Here is a 14,872-nt window from a genome sequence, read left to right as displayed (position 1 = left end):
AGGAAATGCCCATGACCGCTATCGCACGTATCACCCTGCTCAGCCTGGTACTGGGGTTGAGTGCTTGTGCGGTCCATCGGCCTCCGTCGCCTACCGGGCCGACTATTCCACCGACAGGGCCGTCGACCCAGCCGAGCACACAGCCCTCGAGCCCGGTGATCAAACCGTCGAAGCCGGTGCCGAGCTCCTCGCCGACCTTCGCACCGCCACCGGGTGCGGCCAGCCACTGGGACGGAAAGATGCAGGTGTACGTGCTGGACGAACAGCCGGATACGTTCTACCGCCAGCGCACCTACTACCGCTGGAGCAACGGCTGGAGCCGCTCCATCAGCCCGAACGGGCCTTGGGAAGAGACCGATGTCCATGGCGTACCGCCGGGGTTGAGCAAGCAGTACGCACAATGAAAAAAGGCGACCTTCGGGTCGCCTTTTTCATGGCTGGTTTGGAATACAGTCCACCCAACAACAAAGCTCAAATGTGGGAGCGGGCTTGCTCGCGAATACGGCGTGTCAGCCAACAAATCGGGCACTGATATACCGTATTCGCGAGCAAGCCCGCTCCCACATTTTGAATCTCGTTTGATTTGAAATTACGCCAGCTCCTCAGTCTGCCTGGGCGCGCTTGTCCAGTGGACCACCCCTGCAATCACCCCCAGCATCACCCCAAACTCCACAATCCCCATCCAGCCCAACCGCGACATCAACCAGCCGCTGACTGTCGCCCCCACCGCACCGCCAAAAAACGTCGCCGTCATGTACAAACTATTGATGCGGCCCTGGGCTTTCGGGTCCACCGCAAACGCCCGGGTCTGGTTGGAAACCAACCCCGACTGCACGCCGATATCCAGCACGATCACCCCCAGCACCAGCAAGATAATCGAAGTTTCGGCACCCGCCAGCAGCAGGAACGCCAAGGTCACAATCCCGATACTCGCCCCAATCACCTTGCGCGAACCCAGCCTGTCGGAAGCCCGCCCACCGAGCGACGCCGCCAACGCACCCGCCGCACCGATAATCCCGAAGCCACCGGCCCAGGCACTGCCCAATTGCCATGGCCCATGAGCCAACAGTGCTGCCAGATTCACCCAAAACGCATTGAAGCAAGCCCACAACAACGCCTGCACCATCATTGATTGGCGAATCGGGCTGTTGTCGCGCATCAGCGGCCACAGCGAAGCCAGCAGGCGAGGGTAGGACAGGTTGGTGCTCGGCACGCCTTGTGGCAGCAGCCTGGCGGCACCGATCCACACCGGGATCATGAAGGCCGCCTCCATCGCGTACACCGCCCGCCAGCCATAAGCCTCACCGACTACGCCGGCGATCGTGCGCCCGAGCAGGATGCCGACCATGATCCCGCTGACCACCGTGCCCACATTGCGCCCGCGTTCGTGGGGCTGCGACATCACCGCCGCGAATGGCACCAGTTGCTGCGGTACACAGCTCACAATCCCCAAGCCGAAAGACGCGCCGATCAGCGCCCAGATGCCCGGTGAAAACGCCGCCGCCAGGGCGAAACAGAACGCCAGGGCGATCTGCCCCAGCACCAGCTTGCGGCGGTCAAAACGGTCGCCCATCGGCAGCAACAACGCCAGCCCGGTAGCAAAACCCAGCAGGGCGGAACCGGCCACCAGATCCACGGTGGTCACGTCTACGCCCATGTCCGAAGCGATCAGCGGCAGGATCGGCTGGGTGCAGTAAATATTGGTAATCACCGCGCCGGCGATCACCGCCATCATGATGATCTTGCCGCGCGGCGCGACCGCAGGCGCTGTGGAAGGTTGGGATGTCATCGGCAGGCCACTCACGGCGCTCTCCTTCAATGCAGATCTCCGGGAAGGAGATGAGTGGCCAACGTTACGCACTCGCGCTTGGCAGGATAATCCCCTAGGATTTGGAATCATCCTTCCAAAATTTGATAGGTTGCCATGAACCGTCTTGAATCCATGTCCATCTTCGTTGCCGTGGTTGATGCAGGCAGCCTGACCGCTGCGGCGCGGCGCCTCGACATGCCGCTGGCCAGCGTCAGCCGCAAGGTGGCTGAACTTGAGACGCACCTGAAAACCCGCCTGCTGCACCGCACCACGCGCCAGCTGTCGTTGACCGATGCCGGCGCCTCTTACCTCGACGCGTGCCGGCGCATTCTTGAAGACATCAGCGAGGCCGAGCGCGCGGCCACTGGCGAATATTCCCAGCCCCGGGGCGAACTGGTGGTTACCGCGCCAGTGGTCTTCGGGCGGCTGCACATCGTGCCGGTGGTGGCGGAATTCCTCGCGCAGTACCCGGAGATCGACATCAACCTGATCCTCACCGACCGCGTCGTGCATCTGATGGAAGAACACTGCGACGTCGCGGTGCGCATTGGCGAGTTGCCCGACAGCTCGCTGAAGGCCATGCAGGTGGGCACGGTGCGGCGGGTGGTGTGCGCCAGCCCGGCATACCTGGCCGCTCGCGGCATACCCGCTGAGCCCCAGGACTTGGCGGGGCATGACTGCATCACCTTCGAAGTGCTGGCGTCCCAAGGGGCGTGGGGATTTGGCGCGGGTAAAACCGGGCTCTCGGTACCGGTGCATTCGCGGTTGTCGGTGAACACCGCAGAAGCAGCGATTGCAGCGGCGACGTTAGGAGTGGGGGTGATTCGGGTGCTGTCGTATCAGGTGGCGGATGCGCTGCGGGAGGAGGCGTTGGCGGTGGTGCTTGAGGCGTTCGAGTCGGCGCCGCTGCCCATCAGTTTGGTGCATAAAGGCCAGTCACCGTTGCCGCTGAAGTTAAGGGCGTTTATGGATTTTGTGATGCCGCGATTGCGCGCCCGCATCGCTCAATAACACCGGGCAGTTTGAACCTGATGAAAATCAAAATGTGGGAGCGGGCTTGCTCGCGAAAGCGGTGGATCAGTCACCCGATGTATTGACTGACCCTCTGCATTCGCGAGCAAGCCCGCTCCCACATTGGATTTATGTTGCCAGTTGGATTTCGGTTTTGATCAGGCCACCGGGCACTCTCGATCCAGCGCTCTATCCACCAACAACAATCCCAACTCCAGCAGTTGTTGCATCGCCAATACCAGGCTGCGGTCTTTGCCATCAATGTTTTCGGAAAGGTCCAACGCCATTGCATTGGCAGACTGGAGTGTTTCGTAGGCGTTGCTCAGCAGTGCTTCCGTTTCAACGTTGGCTGATACGGTGAACAGACTGAAGTGGTTTTTTTCATTGGTGGACGCTTTGGTTTCGGCGGGTTTCAGGTAGTGATCGATGGCCCGCTGGGCAGCGTCCTGAAGCTTGTTTTTTTCAGACTTGGAGCCAGACGTTTCTGGCGGATTGGGCGTGACCTTGTACATGCAATGACTCTCCATTCAGTGGGAGCTCACCACATCTGCGACCAAGCAGGTGGGTGGCGAGCTGTACGCAGGTTGGTCGACCAGGGAATGGAAACCCGGCAGGGCCAGGGCCCTCCCACGCACAGCTCGCCATAAAGCGAACACGATAATGCCGCTTGCGCGGCACTGTGCGCCATTCTAACCCGGGCGACCAAACCCGATCGCTGATGAGCAGCGACTTGGAGAGGCTAGCGGCGAGTTAAGGCTGCTGCAAGCCATAGAGATCGTAGGAAAAATCACCGATTTACCGGGATCTTGATTATTCCTGAAGCGATACTTCGGCAAGGCGCGGCTTTAGAAACTCCAGGGCATCTTTAAAGACCTGATGCCACTCTTCTGACGGTTCGCTCGCCAGCGGGTGCCAGAAGAACTGGAACTCGTGGCCGCCATCATCCTCTGCAAAATGGGTCCAGGTATCTGGCAGGTCTTCAGGGATCAGGCATTGATGAAAGGCCCATGTATGCCCCGTGGACGCTGAGTGCCAAGTGCCCAGGTCACGTATCACCTTGCCGGTTATCCCGGCCTCTTCAAGCAACTCTCTAACTGCCGCAGCCTCGGTACTTTCGCCAGGCTCCACGCTGCCCTTGACCAGTTGAAGACCTGCCAGTGGGTGTTTGAAGGCGAGGATTTCCAGGGATTGGCGGGTTCGCAGGATGACCGGACATGCCTTGTCTTTTCCCATCACGTTGTCCTTTTGCACATATTGGCGGCCAGCTATTGCACCACAGTCCGGCACATTTCCAATGCCGGGCGAAGACCTTGTGGCGAGGGAGCAAGCTCCCTCGCCACAGGTTAGGTATGGATCGTTCCCACGCTCTGCGTGGGAATGCATCCCGTGACGCTCCGCGTCACCACTGCGCAAGACTTCAATGGACGCAGAGCGTCCGAGGCGGCATTCCCACGCAGAGCGTGGGAACGATCAACGTCCTACAGCTACTTCCAACCTTTCATCAAACCTTCATCAAACGGTTTTACTCCAGTCATGTGCAAGTCATAGGGCTGACACAGCCCGCGCCTACTGTCGTTTGAACTCAAACGCAGCCACGGATGGCTGTTCAACCAGACAGAGAAGCCCATGACTCCAGCTATTCATGTCGATCATCTGAACAAGACCTTTGCGAAGAAATCCGCGCTGGTCGACCTCGAGCTCACCGTTGCCACCGGTGAGATGGTCGCGCTGATTGGCGCTTCCGGCTCCGGCAAGTCCACCTTGCTGCGCCACCTCGCGGGCCTGGCCTGTTGCGACAAGAGCAACGGCGGCAGCGTCAAGGTGCTGGGCCGGGAAGTGCAGGCCAGCGGGCGGTTGAATGGCAAGGTGCGGCGCCTGCGCGCCGACATCGGCTACATCTTCCAGCAGTTCAACCTGGTCAACCGCCTGAGCGTGCTCGACAACGTACTGCTCGGTTGCCTGGGCCGCATGCCGCGCTGGCGCGGCAACCTCGGTTTGTTCAATGCCGAGGAAAAACAGTTCGCCATGGAATCCCTGGCCCGCGTCGGCCTGGCAGACCTGGCCAGCCAGCGCGCCTCCACCTTGTCCGGCGGCCAGCAGCAACGCGTGGCAATCGCCCGCGCTTTGACGCAACGCGCCGAAGTGATCCTGGCGGATGAACCCATCGCCTCCCTGGACCCGGAGTCGGCGCGCAAGGTCATGGAGATCCTCGCCGACATCAACGGCCGCGACGGCAAGACCGTGGTGGTCACCCTGCACCAGGTCGATTACGCCATGCGTTATTGCCCGCGAGCCGTGGCGCTCAAGGGCGGGCGGATTCACTTCGATGGCCAGGCCAGCGAGCTGAGCAGCCAGTTCCTCAACGATTTGTACGGTGCCGATGTCGACACCAGCCTGATGTTTTCCGACCAGACCCGCACACCCGTCGTCCCCGCACGGTTGGCCCTGGCCCGCGCTTGAAACCTTACTAACGACCCACAGGAATCCTCTCCATGTTGAACCGTATCGGTCATGTGTTTCTGTCTGCCGTGCTGCTTGCCAGCGTGGCCATGGGCACTGCCCAGGCCGCCGACAAGGCGATCAATTTCGGCATCATGTCCACCGAGTCTTCGCAGAACCTCAAGAGCATCTGGCAGCCCTTCCTGGATGACATGCACAAGAAGACCGGCCTCACCATCAACGCCACCTTCGCTTCCGACTACGCCGGCCTGATCCAGGGCATGCGCTTCAACAAGGTCGACGTGGCCTGGCTGGGCAACAAGGCCGCGATGGAAGCGGTGGACCGTTCCAACGGCGAAATCTTCGCCCAGACCGCCGCCGCCAACGGGGCTGCCGGTTACTGGAGCGTGCTGATCGTGCGCAAGGACAGCCCGATCAACAACGTCGATGACATGCTCAAGAACGCCAAGAACCTGACCTTCGGCAACGGTGACCCGAACTCCACTTCGGGCTACCTGGTGCCCGGCTACTACGTGTTCGCCAAGAACCACGTCGACGCTGCCACCGCCTTCAAGCGAACCCTCAACTCCAGCCATGAAGTCAACGCATTGAGCGTGGCCAAGGGGCAGTTGGACGTCGCCACCTTCAACACCGAAAGCTGGGACCGACTGGAAGTCACCCAGCCGGACAAGGCCGCCATGCTCAAGGTGATCTGGAAGTCGCCGCTGATCCCGGCCGACCCGATGGTGTGGAGCAAGGCCCTGAGCGACAGCGAGAAGACCAAGATCCGCGACTTCTTCGCCAACTACGGTGACACCGACGAAGAGAAGGCCGTGCTGAAGAACATGCAACTGGGCAAGTTCCTCAAGTCCAGCGACGACCAGTTGTTGCCGATCCGCCAACTGGAACTGTTCAAGCAGCGCACCACCATCAGCGCCGACGACAAGCTGGAAGCGGCTGACAAGGCCAGGAAGCTTGCCGACATCGACGCCGACCTGGCCAAGCTGCAAGAGCGCATCACCGAACTGGACAAGAAGACCGCAGCCAACGGCTAACCCCCTGTAGGAATCGGGTTCATGTGGGAGCGGGCTTGCTCGCGAATACGGTGTGTCATTCAACGCATCCGGCGACTGAGTCACCGCATTCGCGAGCAAGCCCGCTCCCACATTAAGCCCAGTTCCAACCCTACACCGAGAGTGACCCATGACTACCTTGCATGCTGAAGCAGTGGGCAAAAGGACTTGGCCGCAATACCTGGGCTGGGGCCTGTTCCTGATCCTGCTGGCCTGGGCCTGGCACGGCGCCGAGATGAACCCGCTGGCGCTGTACCGCGATTCCGGAAACATGGCGACCTTCGCCGCCGACTTCTTCCCGCCGGACTTCCACGAATGGCGCTCCTACCTCAAGGAGATGATCGTCACCGTGCAAATCGCCCTCTGGGGCACGGTGCTGGCGATTGTCTGCTCGGTGCCGCTGGGCATTCTGTGCGCCGACAACATCACGCCGTGGTGGATTCACCAGCCACTGCGCCGGGTGATGGATGCCTTCCGCTCGATCAACGAAATGGTGTTCGCGATGTTGTTCGTGGTCGCCGTCGGCCTCGGTCCTTTTGCCGGTGTCCTGGCCTTGTGGATCAGCACCACCGGGGTCCTCGCCAAGCTGTTTGCCGAAGCCGTCGAAGCCATCGACCCGGGCCCCGTTGAAGGTGTGCGAGCCACCGGTGCCAGTGCCCTGCAAGAGGTGATCTACGGCGTGATCCCGCAAGTGATGCCGCTGTGGGTGTCCTACGCGCTCTACCGCTTCGAGGCCAACGTGCGTTCGGCGACAGTGGTGGGGATGGTCGGTGCCGGCGGGATCGGCGTGATCCTCTGGGAGAACATCCGCGCGTTCCAGTTCGTGCAGACCTGCGCGGTGCTGCTGGTGATCATCGTGGTGGTGAGCTGTATCGACGTGCTGTCCCAACGCCTGCGCAAGCAGTTCATCTGACGTCGGAGGGGGGCCCCAGGGCGCTTTTTTTAAGTATGCAGTTGTCTAGACAAGATGAGCCGGTGTACCGCGAACTCGCTGACATCCTGCGCCGCGAACTGAGCAGCTACCAGGCCGGTGAATTCCTGCCGGGCGAGGTGCAACTGGCTGAACGCTTCGGCGTCAACCGCCACACCCTGCGCCGCGCCATCGACGAGCTGGTGTTCGAAGGCAGCCTCTTGCGCCGCCAAGGCAAAGGCACCCAGGTGCTGGACCGCCCGCTGATTTACCCGATGGGCGCCGAGACCTCCTACAGCCAGTCCTTGTCGGCCCAAGGCGTGGGCGTGGAAGCGATGCTGCTCAAGCGCCGCTACTGCTTTGCCAGCCGCGAAGAGGCCCAGCAACTGGGCATCGCCGAGATGGCGCCGATGATCGAGCTGCAAACCCTGCGCAAGCTCGACCACCAGCCGGTCAGCCTGATCCGCCACCGTTACTGCGCCAGCAATGCGCCGCTGCTGGCGGACTACAACGGCGGCTCGCTGCGCCACTACCTGCGTGAGCGCGACATGCCGTTGACCCGTACCCAAAGCCTGATCGGCGCGCGTTTGCCCAACCGCGACGAAGCCGCACTGCTGATGATGCCCCGGCACTTGCCGGCGCTCACCGTATTCACCCTTTCCCGCGATCGCGACGGCCGCCCGGTGGAGCTGGCGCAGTCCACCAGCCGTTCGGATCGCTTCCAGTACCAAGTGGTGACCTGATGGAGACCCCGATGAACCTGTCCCCGCGTCAACACTGGATCGGCGTGCTCGCCCGCGCCTTTCGCAGTGAATTGCTGCCCCATGAAGACGCCTTGCGCGACGTGGATTACCAACTGATCCGCGCCCCGGAAATCGGCATGACCCTGGTGCGTGGCCGCATGGGCGGCAATGGCGCGCCGTTCAACCTCGGCGAAATGAGCGTGACCCGCTGCGTGGTGCGCCTGGCAGACGGGCGCACCGGCTACAGCTACCTGGCCGGGCGCGACAAGGTCCACGCCGAACTGGCGGCCCTGGCGGATGCGCATTTGCAGGGCGCACACCCGAGCCCCTGGCTCAGCGACCTGATCGGCGCACTGGCCAACGCCCAGGCCGAGCGACGGGCGCAAAAAGAGGCCGACACCGCCGCCACCAAGGTCGAGTTCTTCACCCTGGTTCGAGGAGAAAACTGATGAATGCTCAACGCTTGCAACCGGCCTTTGCAGACCCGGTGCTGGACGCCCAGCGCGGTTTTCGCGGGGCCCTCAAGGCCCTCGCCGAGCCCGGCCTGATCCAGTCCTTGCCCGCGGCCCCCAGCCTTGAAGGCCTGGCGCCGGCTACCTATGCGCTGTGCCTGGCGCTGCTGGATATGGACACACCGCTGTGGCTGGCGCCGTGCTTCGACACGCCGCTGATCCGCGCCAACCTGGCCTTTCACTGCGGCTGCCCGCTGACCGCCAACCGGGAAGAGGCCGCGTTCGCCTTGCTCGGTGAACAGGACTTGCTCGACCTCAGCGGCTTCGACCACGGCAATGACCGCTACCCGGATCAGTCCTGCACCTTGCTGGTCCAGTTGACCGACCTGGAAGCCGGTCGCGCCTTGAACTGGCGCGGTCCGGGGATCAAGACCCAGCGTCAGGTCAACCTGCCCGTACCCCAGGCGTTCTGGCTGGAACGCCAGCGCCGGGAAACCTTTCCCCGTGGCCTGGACGTGTTGTTCGCCGCCGGCCATCACCTGATCGGCCTGCCACGCAGCACCCGAATTGCACAGGAGCATGCCTGATGTACGTAGCCGTCAAGGGTGGCGAACAGGCCATCGACAATGCCCACCGCCTGCTGGCGAAAAAACGCCGGGGCGATACTTCCATTGCGGAACTGAGCGTGGAGCAGATCCGCGAGCAACTGCCGCTGGCGGTCGCGCGAGTGATGAGCGAAGGCTCGCTGTACGACACGGAGTTGGCTGCACTGGCGATCAAGCAAGCGGCGGGGGATCTGGTGGAAGCGATCTTCCTGCTGCGGGCCTACCGCACCACGTTGCCGCGCTTCAGCCCGAGCCTGCCGATCGATACCGCGCAGATGTCACTGAGTCGGCGTTTGTCGGCCACCTTCAAGGACGTGCCGGGCGGGCAACTGCTGGGCCCGACCTTCGATTACACCCACCGCCTGCTGGACTTTGCGCTGCTGGCCGAAGGTGAATACCCCGGCCCGCAAACCACGCCGGATGCGACTCTGGAAGCGTGCCCGCGGGTACTCGGCCTGCTGGCCAAGGAAGGGCTGATCAAGAACGAATCCGACGACACCGGCAGCGTCGCCGACATCACCCGCGACCCGCTGGAATACCCGGCCAACCGCGCCCAGCGCCTGCAAGCCCTGGCCCGTGGCGATGAAGGTTTCCTGCTGGCACTGGGTTACTCGACCCAGCGCGGCTACGGTCGCAACCACCCGTTTGCCGGTGAGATTCGCATCGGCGACGTCGAGGTGTGGATCGACCCGGAAGAGCTGGGTTTCCCGGTCTGCCTGGGCAGCATCGAAGTCACCGAGTGCGAGATGGTCAACCAATTCGTCGGCTCGGCCACCGAGCTGGCGCAGTTCACCCGGGGCTACGGCCTGGCATTCGGGCATGCCGAACGCAAGGCGATGGGCATGGCCCTGGTGGACCGCTCGCTGCGGGCCAATGAGTTCAACGAAGAGATCGTCTCGCCGGCCCAGCAGGAAGAATTCGTGCTGTCCCACTGCGACAACGTCGAGGCGGCGGGCTTCGTTTCCCACCTCAAATTGCCTCACTACGTGGACTTCCAGTCCGAGCTGGAACTGATCCGCAAACTGCGCCAACCGGCCGAGGGCACCCGCCATGAATGACCTGACTCAAGCGCCTGCGCGTGACCCTGCGTACAACTTCGCCTACCTCGACGAGCAGACCAAACGCATGATCCGCCGCGCCTTGCTCAAGGCCGTGGCGATCCCCGGTTACCAGGTGCCGTTCGGTGGCCGCGAGATGCCGCTGCCTTACGGTTGGGGCACCGGCGGCATGCAACTGACCGCCGCGATCCTGGGGGCTGACGACGTGCTCAAGGTGATCGACCAGGGCGCCGACGACACCACCAACGCCGTGTCGATCCGCCGCTTCTTCGCCCGTACGGCGGGCGTCGCCACCACCGAAAGCACCCCGGACGCGACGGTGATCCAGACCCGCCACCGCATCCCGGAAACCCCGTTGCAGGCCGATCAGATCATGGTCTACCAGGTGCCGATCCCGGAGCCGCTGCGTTTTATCGAACCGTCGGAAACCGAGACCCGCACCATGCACGCCCTGAATGACTACGGGGTAATGCACGTAAAGCTCTACGAGGACATCGCCACCTTCGGCCATATCGCCACCAGCTACGCCTACCCGGTGATGGTGGATGAGCGCTACGTGATGGACCCCTCGCCAATCCCGAAATTCGACAACCCGAAACTCGACATGAGCCCGGCGCTGATGCTGTTCGGTGCCGGTCGCGAAAAGCGCCTGTACGCGGTGCCGCCGTACACCCAGGTCACCAGCCTCGACTTTGAAGACCATCCGTTCGAAGTGCAGAAGTGGGAACACACCTGCGCGATCTGCGGCAGCCATGAATCGTTCCTCGATGAGCTGATTCTCGACGACGCCGGTACCCAGAGTTTTGTGTGTTCCGACACCTGGTACTGCGCCCAACGGGTCAAGGAGAACAACCAGTGAGCCAGCCTCTTTTGCAAGTGCGTGACCTGTCGTTGTTGTACGGAGAAGAGAAGGGCTGCCAGGACGTCAGCTTCGATTTGTACCCCGGCGAAGTGTTGGGGATTGTCGGTGAGTCGGGCTCGGGCAAGTCCACCTTGCTCTCGCTGCTCAGCGGGCGTCTGCCGCCGCAGGCCGGCCACATCGGCTATCGCGGCAAGGACGGTGAATGGCTGGATCTGTACAGCGCCAGCGAAGCCGAACGCCGCACCTTGCTGCGCACCGAATGGGGCTTTGTCGAGCAAAACCCTCGGGACGGTTTGCGCATGGGCGTGTCTGCCGGCGCCAATATCGGCGAGCGCCTGATGGCCCAGGGCGTGCGCAACTATGAGCAACTGCGTGGCGCCGGCCTCGACTGGCTGGGCCAGGTGGAAATCGACCCGCAGCGTATCGACGACTTGCCCCGGACCTTCTCCGGCGGCATGCAACAACGCCTGCAAATCGCCCGCAACCTGGTCTCCAGCCCGCGCCTTGTGTTTATGGACGAACCCACCGGCGGCCTGGACGTGTCGGTACAGGCGCGCTTGCTCGACCTGCTGCGCGGCCTCGTTCGCGAGCTGGATCTGGCGGTGGTGATCGTGACCCACGACCTCGCCGTGGCGCGCCTGCTGGCCGACCGCCTGATGGTGATGCGCCGCTCGCGCGTGGTGGAAACCGGGCTGACGGACCAGATCCTCGACGATCCACAGCACCCTTACTCTCAACTGCTGGTGTCTTCGGTATTGCAGCCATGATGAATGCCTTGATCGAGGTCCGTGACCTCTCGAAAACCTTCACCTTGCACCAGCAGAACGGCGTGGTGCTGAACGTGCTGCGCGGGGTGGAGTTCAGTGTGAAAGGCGGTGAGTGCCTGGTGCTGCATGGCCAGTCCGGCGCCGGTAAAAGCACGTTGCTGCGCACCCTGTACGGTAACTATCTGCCGGCGGGCGGCAGCATCCGGGTACAGCACCTTGGCGAATGGCTGGAGCTGGTCGGTGCCGAACCGCGGGAGGTGTTGCAGGTGCGCCAGCAGACCCTCGGCTACGTCAGCCAGTTTCTGCGGGTGATCCCGCGGGTGGCCTGCCTGGATGTGGTGATGGAGCCCGCCCTGGCCCGTGGCTGGTCGAAGGCCAATGCACAGTCGCGCGCCGAGCATCTGCTGACCCGCCTGAATATCCCACAACGCCTGTGGCAGCTGGCGCCCGGTACGTTCTCCGGCGGCGAGCAACAGCGGGTCAACATCGCCCGCGGCTTCATGGTGGATTGGCCGGTGATGCTGCTGGACGAACCCACCGCGTCCCTCGATGACAGCAATCGCCAGGTGGTGCTGGAATTGATGAACGAAGCCAAGGCTGCCGGCGCGGCCTTGATCGGCATCTTCCACGACCGCGCCGCCCGTGAAGCGGTCGCCGACCGCCATTTCGACATGACCCCCGCGCCTGTTGCCCAAGAGGAATACGCCCATGCCCGCTGAACAGATCCTCAGTAATGCCCGGCTGGTGACGGCTGACCGTATGTTCCTTGGCAGCGTCGTGCTGCGTGACGGGCTGATCGTCGACATCGCCGAAGGCCGCAGCCAACTGCCCCAGGCCCAGGACCTTGAAGGGGATTTCCTGTTGCCGGGCCTGGTGGAACTGCACACCGACAACCTGGAAAAACACATGATCCCGCGCCCCGGCGTGGACTGGCCGTCGACCTCGGCGGTGCTCAGCCATGATGCGCAGATCATCGCGGCCGGCATCACCACGGTGTTCGACGCGGTGTCCATCGGCGATGTGAATCCCAAGGGCAACCGCATGCAGAAACTGCCGGCGATGCTCAACGCCATCGCGGCAGCAGAAAGCGCCGGCCTGACCCGCGCCGAACACCACCTGCACCTGCGCTGCGAGCTGTGCCACCCCGACACCTTGAGCGTGTTCCGCGACCTGGTGGAAAACCCGTTGGTGCAGTTGGTGTCAGTGATGGACCACTCGCCGGGCCAGCGCCAGTTCGTGCTTGAATCCAAGTACCGTGAGTACTACATGGGCAAGTACCACCTGAACGACGAGACCATGGACGCGTTCATCAAGCTGCAAATGGCCAACTCCAGGGAGTACAGCGACCGCTACCGCGCCGCGATCGTCGAGCATTGCCTGGAACGCGGCCTGTCGGTGGCCAGCCATGACGATGCGACGTTGGCGCATGTGGAGGAGTCGGCGCGCTATGGCATGACCATCGCCGAATTCCCCACCACCCTGGAAGCGGCGCGTGGCTGCCGGCAACTGAACATGAAAGTTCTGATGGGCGCGCCGAACGTGGTGCGTGGCGGGTCCCACTCGGGTAATGTGGCCGCCGCCGGCCTGGCCGCCGAAGGATTGCTGGATATACTTTCCAGTGACTACTACCCGGCCAGCCTGTTGCAGGCGGCGTTCGTGCTGGCCAATCAACAGGACGGCGGCGACCTTTCTCGGGCGGTCAGGATGATCAGCCTGGCGCCCGCACACGCGGCGGGCCTGAGTGATCGCGGCGAAATCGCCACGGGTCTGCGGGCCGACCTGGTGCAAGCCAGGAGCCGCGACGGACTGCCCGTGGTCCAACAAGTGTGGCGACAAGCGAAGAGGGTGTTTTGATGGCAGGCAGGTTGATCTATCTCATCGGACCATCGGGTTCGGGCAAGGACAGCCTGCTGGATGCCGCACGACCGCGTCTGGCCGAGCGTGGCTGCCGCATTGTGCGGCGGGTCATCACCCGCTCGGCGGAAGCGGTGGGCGAAGCGGCGCAGGGGGTGAGCCCGGCGCAGTTTGCCGCAATGGAGGCCGAGGGCGCATTTGCCCTCAGCTGGCACGCCAACGGGTTGTCCTATGGCATCCCGCGGGAAATCGATGAGTGGCTGGCGGCGGGGCACGATGTGCTGGTCAACGGCTCCCGCGGCCATCTGGCGCAAACCCGGCTGCGTTACCCGAACCTGCTGGTGGTGCTGCTGACGGTAGACCAAGGGGTGTTGCGCCAGCGCTTGCTGGCGCGGGGTCGCGAATCCCTGGCGGATATTGATCTGCGCCTGGCGCGCAATGCGCGATTCGCCGAGGGTTTGAGCGCTGCTGCAGATGTGTTCCTGCTCGACAATTCCGGCCAACTGGAACACACGGTCGAGCGCTTGCTGGGCTGCCTCGACGGGCAACCTGCATGCGCCTGACACTGCTGGGCACCGGCGATGCGCGGCAAGTCCCGGTGTATGGCTGTGAGTGCGCCGCCTGTGGCCTGGCCCGCCATGACCAGAGCCTGCGCCGCCGCCCATGCAGCGCATTGATCGAGTGTGGCGACCAGCGCTGGTTGATCGACAGCGGGTTGCCCGACCTCACCGAGCGCTTCCCGCCGCGCAGCTTCAACGGGATTCTCCAGACCCATTACCATGCCGATCATGCCCAGGGTCTGCTGCATCTGCGCTGGGGCCAGGGGCTGGTGATTCCGGTGCATGGGCCGGTGGATCCGGAAGGGTTGTCCGACCTGTACAAGCACCCCGGCATCCTCGATTTCAGCCAGCCGTTTGCCGAGTTTGAAACCCGCCGGTTGGGTGAACTGAGCGTCACCGCGTTACCGCTGCTGCATTCCAAGCCCACCCTGGGGTATCTGCTGGAAGGTGAAGGGCGGCGCATTGCCTACCTTACCGACACCGTCGGCCTGCCACCCGCCACCCGCGATTGGCTGCAACGCGAGCCGCTGGATGTGCTGGTACTCGATTGCTCCATGCCGCCGCAACCGCAGGCACCGCGCAATCACAATGACCTGACGCTGGCGTTGCAATGTATTGAAGAGGTGGGTGCGCAGTTGGGGGTGCTGACCCATGTGGGGCACACGCTGGATGCGTGGTTGTTGCAGCATCGGCGGGAGCTGCCGCGGCATGTGACGGTGGGCTGGGAT

18 protein-coding genes are annotated in these 14,872 nt (G+C 63.1%); 15 read left to right on the top strand and 3 right to left on the bottom strand.

The features are described from left to right. The first annotated feature begins 11 nt into the window (after nt 1-11). On the top strand, nt 12-404 hold the full coding sequence (locus tag HX786_RS12905) for a hypothetical protein (RefSeq protein ID WP_008434777.1): 393 nt from the start codon (nt 12-14) through the stop codon (nt 402-404). Nucleotides 405-589: 185 nt separating this feature from the next. On the opposite strand, the gene HX786_RS12900 is transcribed toward HX786_RS12905, so the two are convergent. Further along, nucleotides 590-1,789, bottom strand: coding sequence for an MFS transporter (locus HX786_RS12900; protein WP_102370293.1), 1,200 nt, complete (start codon nt 1,787-1,789; stop codon nt 590-592). A gap of 135 nt (nt 1,790-1,924) precedes the next feature. Here HX786_RS12900 and HX786_RS12895 point away from each other — a divergent pair, with 135 nt between their 5' ends. Next, complete coding sequence (locus HX786_RS12895) at nt 1,925-2,821, top strand: LysR family transcriptional regulator (RefSeq protein ID WP_177035120.1); 897 nt, start codon at nt 1,925-1,927, stop codon at nt 2,819-2,821. A 158-nt stretch (nt 2,822-2,979) separates the two neighbouring features. Here the strand turns inward: HX786_RS12895 and HX786_RS12890 are convergent, their stop codons facing one another. Next, nucleotides 2,980-3,333, bottom strand: a complete 354-nt coding sequence (locus tag HX786_RS12890; RefSeq protein WP_087694315.1) for a DUF6124 family protein — start codon at nt 3,331-3,333, stop codon at nt 2,980-2,982. A 298-nt stretch (nt 3,334-3,631) separates the two neighbouring features. Beyond that, a complete protein-coding gene (locus HX786_RS12885) occupies nt 3,632-4,054 on the bottom strand; it encodes an NUDIX domain-containing protein (protein ID WP_177045169.1) in 423 nt (140 codons plus the stop codon). A gap of 393 nt (nt 4,055-4,447) precedes the next feature. On the opposite strand from HX786_RS12885, the gene phnC reads away from it, so the two are divergent. From phnC to phnP, 13 genes are all read left to right on the top strand, one after another. Continuing rightward, complete coding sequence (gene phnC / locus HX786_RS12880) at nt 4,448-5,281, top strand: phosphonate ABC transporter ATP-binding protein (RefSeq protein ID WP_003210623.1); 834 nt, start codon at nt 4,448-4,450, stop codon at nt 5,279-5,281. A gap of 32 nt (nt 5,282-5,313) precedes the next feature. Next, entirely contained in the window at nt 5,314-6,315 is a 1,002-nt protein-coding gene (phnD, locus tag HX786_RS12875) for a phosphonate ABC transporter substrate-binding protein (RefSeq protein WP_003210622.1), read from the top strand. Between the two features lie 148 nt (nt 6,316-6,463). Further along, nucleotides 6,464-7,246 carry a phosphonate ABC transporter, permease protein PhnE gene (gene phnE, locus HX786_RS12870; protein WP_003210621.1) on the top strand — a complete coding sequence of 261 codons (783 nt, stop codon included), beginning with the start codon at nt 6,464-6,466 and terminating at the stop codon, nt 7,244-7,246. A 35-nt stretch (nt 7,247-7,281) separates the two neighbouring features. After that, nucleotides 7,282-7,986, top strand: a complete 705-nt coding sequence (gene phnF, locus HX786_RS12865) for a phosphonate metabolism transcriptional regulator PhnF (RefSeq protein ID WP_178912175.1) — start codon at nt 7,282-7,284, stop codon at nt 7,984-7,986. Nucleotides 7,987-7,997: 11 nt separating this feature from the next. Further along, complete coding sequence (gene phnG, locus HX786_RS12860; protein ID WP_003210619.1) at nt 7,998-8,435, top strand: phosphonate C-P lyase system protein PhnG; 438 nt, start codon at nt 7,998-8,000, stop codon at nt 8,433-8,435. Beyond that, nucleotides 8,435-9,025, top strand: coding sequence for a phosphonate C-P lyase system protein PhnH (gene phnH, locus HX786_RS12855; protein ID WP_102604694.1), 591 nt, complete (start codon nt 8,435-8,437; stop codon nt 9,023-9,025). Before phnG ends, phnH begins: the two co-directional genes overlap by 1 nt. After that, nucleotides 9,025-10,101 carry a carbon-phosphorus lyase complex subunit PhnI gene (locus tag HX786_RS12850; protein WP_177049320.1) on the top strand — a complete coding sequence of 359 codons (1,077 nt, stop codon included), beginning with the start codon at nt 9,025-9,027 and terminating at the stop codon, nt 10,099-10,101. Before phnH ends, HX786_RS12850 begins: the two co-directional genes overlap by 1 nt. Further along, nucleotides 10,094-10,960 carry an alpha-D-ribose 1-methylphosphonate 5-phosphate C-P-lyase PhnJ gene (locus tag HX786_RS12845; protein ID WP_008434764.1) on the top strand — a complete coding sequence of 289 codons (867 nt, stop codon included), beginning with the start codon at nt 10,094-10,096 and terminating at the stop codon, nt 10,958-10,960. The genes HX786_RS12850 and HX786_RS12845 overlap by 8 nt, the downstream gene beginning before the upstream one ends. Next, nucleotides 10,921-11,730, top strand: a complete 810-nt coding sequence (gene phnK / locus HX786_RS12840) for a phosphonate C-P lyase system protein PhnK (RefSeq protein ID WP_085984643.1) — start codon at nt 10,921-10,923, stop codon at nt 11,728-11,730. The genes HX786_RS12845 and phnK overlap by 40 nt, the downstream gene beginning before the upstream one ends. Next, nucleotides 11,730-12,449: a phosphonate C-P lyase system protein PhnL gene (phnL, locus tag HX786_RS12835; RefSeq protein ID WP_008434762.1), complete on the top strand. Its 720-nt coding sequence runs from the start codon at nt 11,730-11,732 to the stop codon at nt 12,447-12,449. Before phnK ends, phnL begins: the two co-directional genes overlap by 1 nt. Next, complete coding sequence (locus tag HX786_RS12830) at nt 12,439-13,584, top strand: alpha-D-ribose 1-methylphosphonate 5-triphosphate diphosphatase (protein ID WP_178912174.1); 1,146 nt, start codon at nt 12,439-12,441, stop codon at nt 13,582-13,584. The genes phnL and HX786_RS12830 overlap by 11 nt, the downstream gene beginning before the upstream one ends. Further along, entirely contained in the window at nt 13,584-14,147 is a 564-nt protein-coding gene (phnN, locus tag HX786_RS12825; RefSeq protein ID WP_087694466.1) for a phosphonate metabolism protein/1,5-bisphosphokinase (PRPP-forming) PhnN, read from the top strand. The genes HX786_RS12830 and phnN overlap by 1 nt, the downstream gene beginning before the upstream one ends. Continuing rightward, nucleotides 14,138-14,872 (top strand): phosphonate metabolism protein PhnP (gene phnP / locus HX786_RS12820; protein WP_102642750.1); only part of this gene is annotated, 735 nt, incomplete at its 3' end. The genes phnN and phnP, both read left to right, overlap by 10 nt.

It is taken from the genome of Pseudomonas sp. 21615526, assembly GCF_013386245.1.
Lineage (GTDB): Bacteria > Pseudomonadota > Gammaproteobacteria > Pseudomonadales > Pseudomonadaceae > Aquipseudomonas.
Note: the sequence above shows the minus strand (reverse complement) of the source record. Positions and strands in the feature narration are given on the sequence as shown.